Here is a 5,657-nt window from a genome sequence, read left to right as displayed (position 1 = left end):
CGAGCCGACCGTCTTCACCTTCGCGAACGGCACCTACGGGCCTCTGAAGCTCTGATCAGGTCTGCCACCTGAGCGTCGAGACGTTAAAGCACAAGATTAGGGCCTGTTTCAGAAGTGGATCAAGGTCGTGCGATGATCATGTTCCGTGGTTCGAGGAGATCTGACGGACGCCCAGTGGGCGGTGCTGGAACCGCTGCTGCCGCGGGGCATCAAGCCCGGTCGGCCGCCGGTGCACACCAAGCGGCAGCTGATCAACGGCATACGGTTCCGTACCCGCACGGGCATTCCGTGGCGGGATCTGCCCTAGCGGTATGGGCCTTGGGAGACGGTGTACGGGCTGTTCCGCCGCTGGCAGCGCGACGGCACCTGGCCCCGGATTCTCGAGCAGCTCCAGGCCCGGGCCGATGCCAAGGGCCTGATCACCTGGGACATCTCCGTGGACTCCACAATCGCCCCCGCACACCAGCACGCGGCCGGTGCGCGCAAAAGGGGGATCTGCAGGTCGAGCCACCCGGCAGCGTCTTCACCGAGCCCGACGACCACGGCCTCGGACGCTCTCGCGGTGGACTGACCACCAAGATCCACCTGGCGGTCGAGCAGGCACAGAAGCTGATGTCGCTCGTGATCACAGCCGGACAGCGCGGTGACTCCCCGCAGTTCCAGGTCGTCCTGGGCCGCATCCGTGTACCCAGGCTCGGCCCGGGACGGCCGCGCACCCGGCCGGACAAGGTCCGCGCCGACAAGGCGTACGGCTCCCGCGCGAACCGTGTCTACCTGCGCAGACGCCGCATCGGCTGCACGATCCCGGAGAAGCGCGACCAGATCGCCAACCGCAAGAAGCGCGGCTCCCACGGAGGCCGGCCGCCGAAGTTCGACAAGGCCGACTACCGCGAGCGCCACGCCGTGGAGTGCGGAATCAACCGCCTCAAGCGCCACCGTGCGGTCGCCACGAGATACGACAAGCTCGCCGTCCGCTACGAAGCAACCGTGCTGGTCGCAGCCATCAACGAATGGCTGTGACCAGCACTTTCGAAACAGGCCCTAGCGTCTCTCATGTCCACCTCAAAGCGGGGTGGGCGGTGATGAGGGGGGACCTCATGAAGCGCAAGATTGTTGCTGGTGTGTTCGCTGCTGTGGTGTCGGCGGGGCTGCTGGGGGCTGCGGCTGCGGCGGTCGACCCGGGTCAGTCCGGGAACATTTGTGACCCGTACAACGAGCGGACCTACACCCAGACCGGCTACGAGTGGGGCACGAGCGACAGCGGCACCATCAGCAACAGCTCGGGGGCGACCGTCTCGCGGGCCATCGCCCGGTCCGCGAGCGGCACCGCGAGCGTGACGGTCAGTGCCGAGGTGCAGGCGAGCGGGAGCGTCGTCATCGCGGAGATTCAGGCGAAGCTCGGCGTCTCGGTGACCGCGTCTGTCACGCTGACGAAGACGGACACCTTCACCGTGGCGGTGCCCGCCTACTCGACGGTGTCGTACCGCGACGGCCTGATCAAGCGGACGTACATCGTGACGGTCCGGCACATCGCCAGCAACTGCAAGGTGTCCAGCACCACCTACGGCACGGTCGTCGCGCCGCAGAAGTACGCCGAGGTCAGGAACGTCTGATCGACGGCCGGTCCGGGAGGGCGGCGGGACACCGCCCTGCCCTCCCGGACCGCCCACCTGCCCGCCCGCCCACCGATCTCCCGGGAGCGTGATGAACCGCCGCCTCGTGCCCGTCCTGCTGGCACCGTCCCTGTGCCTCGCCGTCCTCACCGGATGCACCGACAGGACCGACCGCACCGCCCAGCCGACCACCGCCGCAGCCGGCTCCTGCGAGCAGGAGTACCGGGCCCCGGCCGGCACACTCCTGACAGCGGACACGGTGTGGCCCGGCGCCTCGACCACGAGCACCGAGGCCTCCCTGCGCCTGACGGCCGCCTGCGCGGCGGCGGACCCCGCCCCTGCGGTGTCCTGCACCCCGGCCGACTTCCCCTGGTCCACCCCGGACGGGCAGCGCACCGCCCGCCTGCGGGCCGCGGGCATCGACACCTGGGTCAGCTCCACGATCGCCTCGACCGACTCCGGCCAGAAGCTCACCCAGCAGATCCTCCACTTCACCGCGGCCTCCGCCGCGGCGGGGGTCGACCGCTACCGGGACCACCTCGCCCAGTGCGGCGCCAAGGTGCTGGTGGCGGAGAACGGGAAGAGCCGGCGGGTGCTCCTGGCATCCGGACCCCAGCCCGGCCTGCTCGTCGACTTCACCTCCGACCGGGTCACCGCGTTCACCCCGACCGGCTCCGGCTGGACCGCCGAGCGCCTGCTTGCTGTCGCGCCCCGCTGAACCGGCCTTCGAACGGATCACGACAGCACCGTGTCCGACCGGGGCAGGGCCCCGGTCGGACACGGCCCTCCAGGGTGTTCCCCGAGGACCCGGCCGGGCAGGCGTGCGTTCCCGGTGATCGGCGACGACCGTTTCACCGTCCCCGGCGAGATCGTTCGGTGCTGCGGTCGAGGTGGACGCTGCACCTCACGACCGCGGCACCTCCGCGCACGGTGGCCTGCTCGGAGATGCCGCCGACGGGACGACCTGCCTTACGCGCCCGGCGGGACGGGCGGTGCCGGCGGCCGGGGCACGGAGGAGCCTGGCAGCCTGACGGTTGCCTTCGCTCCTCCGCCGTCCCCACCCGGGGCCAGCGCCACGGCACCGCCCGCGTCCCGGACCGCCTGCGCGACGATGGCCAGACCCAGCCCGGATCCGGGCAGCTGGCGCGCGGCGGGCGAGCGCCAGAAGCGGTCGAAGACGTGCGGCAGGTCCTCCGGCGGGATCCCGGGACCGTAGTCGCGCACCGTCAGAACACCGCCCGCGAGCGCGACGTCGACGGCTCCGCCGGGCGGGCTGAACTTCACGGCGTTGTCCAGCAAGTTGATCACGGCGCGCTCCATGGAGTGCGCGTCGGCCAGGACGTGCCATGGGCTCAGGTCCACGGTGAACACCAACCCGGGTCCGCGGAGCCGGGCCCGGTCGAGTGCACGCGAGACGATGTCGTGGAGCGCCACCTCGGCGACGGGAGCGGAACCCCTCGCCCGCAGGGGGCGCGAGAGCTCGAGGAGGTCGCCGATCAGGGTGGAGAGCTCCACCATCTGTGCCTTCATGTTGCCGAAGAGCTTCGTGCGCATGCCTTCCGGAATCGCGCGCCCGGTCTCCTCGCTGCGTATCAACAGGTCCACGTTGGTGCGCAGCGAGGTCAACGGCGTGCGCAGTTCGTGCCCGGCGTCCGCGATGAGCTGGGACTGGCTGTCGCGGGAGTTCGCGAGAGCGGTGCTCATGGCGTTGAACGACCGGCCGAGGCGGGCGAGTTCGTCGTCCCCCGACACGGTGATGGTCGTCCCGGGTTCCTGGGTCCGGGCGATGTGCTCGGCGGCCTGGGTCAGCCGGTCGACCGGCTGCAGTGCTGTGCGGGCGATCCACAGTGCGCCGGCGGCCGAGGCCGCGATGACGAGCGCAGCCGCGCAGGCCGTGATGAAGGCCAGCCGGGACAGGGCATCCTGCACGGGCCCCAGGGGTTGTGAGAGTGCCACGGCCGCGGTGGTGCGTACCCCGTTGAACACCACCGGGCCGTAGCTGACGACGTACACGCGAACGGCCTCACCGTCCGCGAGCTGCCCGTCCCGGGAACGGGAGTCCGCATCGGCTCCGAACGTGCCGCTCCCCGCAACCGACAGGTCCTCCTGGACCACCTTCACGGCCCGGGTGTCGCTCTGCGGACACGACGTCCCGTCCGCGAAGATCACCGTCGGGATGGTGTCGGTGGTCATCCACGGCTGCGCGACGACACCGTGGCACCAGTCGTTCAGCGCCTTGATCTGGGCCTGGGGAGGGGTACGGGCATTCGGTGCCCACGCGTGCGCCAGCGTCTTGTCGACCTGGGTCGTCATCTCGTTGCTGGCGACGAACCAGCCGGCCACAGCACTCAGCACCACCGCCAGCGACACGGCGAGGGCCGTGAAGAGCGCCAGTCTGCCGCGCAGCGTCATCTGGCGGAGCCACCCGCCGCGCCGCCGCGGGGCCGAAGGGATCGGCCCCGCTGTGTCGGATCCTGAAGGTGTTCGGTCCGTCCGCACACTCGGAACTGCGCCGGTCATGACTGTTCTCCGCCCCCGAGGTCGCTCGTGTACTTGTCCGCACGAACAGCCACCCACGCTGTCTGCGGGTGACCGCCGATTGCCGGTTGGGCGACCTGGATCACCGCCCCCCAATCACTTGCGGCTCCGATAGGTCAAGACATTCGCAAGGTCGCTCCTGACGCGGCCGTGGCTGACGAGGCGAGCTGCGGCAGGGACCGGCGCAGGGACTTACTGATCATGACAACACGGTCGAGCAGCTGGATGAGAATCCTCTGACAATTCCCTGAAACCTGCCTCAACGTCAGGTTCACCGGCGCCGCCCACGGGCGGCCGGGACGCCAGTTCTTCCTTGGAGGATTCAGGGGCCTTCCGGCCGCGGGCGCGCCGTTGGCCGTCATCGGCCGGCAGTGTTTCCGGCCCGCCGCCCGGCACGGTTCAGACACCGGCAATCAGCATTTGCCGGGTGGCAAAAATCAGGGCAAAGTACCCACCGCCCTGGAATCGGAAGATCCTGTTTCTTTTACGCCGGAGGGTCGCATTGATCGCCACTATGGCAACGGTCACAGTTTGATGCCGAAATGTATCGCTTCGCATTAATTCAGCCGTGTGCAAATTGGACAAAATGGGCAATTCCGGAATGGGTTAAACGATTGCCAATTCATTGCCGCCGTCGGAGAATTCTTGCCTGCGAGGGGCCGTGGCGGCGCTCGCATGAATCTGACAAAGATGCGGCAATCGAAACCTGGGGGACGTGCATGAAGAGGATGAAGGCGCTTGTTGTTTCCGCGCTGGTGTCGGCGCCGTTGATGGTCGGGCTGGCTGCGAGCCCGGCGCATGCTGTGAACCGCTGCACGACGTGGCAGGACGGAAATACGTTCGGGGCCACCTGTCGATTCCCCATTGACAACCTCAATTCCGGATTTGTGGCCTACGCGGTGTGCGCCAATGGCAAAGCAGTCGTAGGGGAGGCCAAAGTTGCGGGGAGTGGTCAGTGGTCCTACGCGTATTGCACCAGCGTCAATTCAAGTTTGAGTTACGGAGAGGTCCTGCCTCGCACGTGGATTCACGGGTAGTCGCCTGCCGGGCTGTTTCCGGCGCAGCCTGTCATTGTCGGCTCCGGTGACGTGAGGCCGAGTTGCGGTGCGGGGGCGGTCGCCGGAGGTTTTCGGAGGGGGCCTGGTGCACGCCTGTTTGGCCGCGCCTGACCGCCTGTTGCGGTGCTCCGACACCTCGCCGCAGGCCTTCCCGGAGGGCGCGCGAACGTAGTAACAGTTCGCCGCGGCCGGCGGCTTGCCTGCGGCCGGCTGTCTGCGGTCTGGGGCAACAGGCCGCTGACCGCGCGGCTGCGGAGCAGCCTCCGCAGAGCGTGCGCAGCTGTTCTTCCAGCGCCACGGCTCGCGCCCTGACCCTGGAGGGCCGTAGGAGCCGCGGTGGAGGACAGCCGTTACTAGAAGGCTCGTGAAGATCTTGCTGAGGGGCTGTCTGGCTGCGGGCCGGGCGGCCCCTTCTGGTTATGCGCTGGCGGGGGTGAGGTGCCAGGTG

Annotated in this window: 3 protein-coding genes and 1 pseudogene; 3 read left to right on the top strand and 1 reads right to left on the bottom strand. The window is 68.8% G+C overall.

Features of this window, described 5'->3' with window-relative positions; translation table 11 throughout:
• Positions 1 to 145 precede the first annotated feature (145 nt).
• The 3 genes and pseudogenes from ACIOFR_RS41745 to ACIOFR_RS41735 all read left to right on the top strand — a co-directional run bounded on the left by ACIOFR_RS41745 (position 146) and on the right by ACIOFR_RS41735 (position 2,331).
• A pseudogene (locus ACIOFR_RS41745) lies at positions 146 to 1,020 on the top strand (IS5 family transposase).
• A gap of 77 nt (positions 1,021 to 1,097) precedes the next feature.
• Positions 1,098 to 1,613 (top strand): hypothetical protein, encoded by a 516-nt coding sequence (locus ACIOFR_RS41740; protein ID WP_401005995.1) that lies wholly within the window; start codon positions 1,098 to 1,100, stop codon positions 1,611 to 1,613.
• Positions 1,614 to 1,704: 91 nt separating this feature from the next.
• Positions 1,705 to 2,331, top strand: coding sequence for a hypothetical protein (locus tag ACIOFR_RS41735; protein ID WP_401005994.1), 627 nt, complete (start codon positions 1,705 to 1,707; stop codon positions 2,329 to 2,331).
• 251 nt (positions 2,332 to 2,582) lie between these two features.
• Here the strand turns inward: ACIOFR_RS41735 and ACIOFR_RS41730 are convergent, their stop codons facing one another.
• The gene (locus ACIOFR_RS41730) at positions 2,583 to 4,025 is read right to left on the bottom strand and encodes an ATP-binding protein (RefSeq protein WP_401005993.1); all 1,443 of its coding nucleotides are present in this window, start codon (positions 4,023 to 4,025) and stop codon (positions 2,583 to 2,585) included.
• Positions 4,026 to 5,657: the final 1,632 nt, after the last annotated feature.

The sequence above is a fragment of the Kitasatospora sp. NPDC088346 genome, from assembly GCF_044740765.1.
GTDB lineage: Bacteria > Actinomycetota > Actinomycetes > Streptomycetales > Streptomycetaceae > Kitasatospora.
Note: the sequence above shows the minus strand (reverse complement) of the source record. Positions and strands in the feature narration are given on the sequence as shown.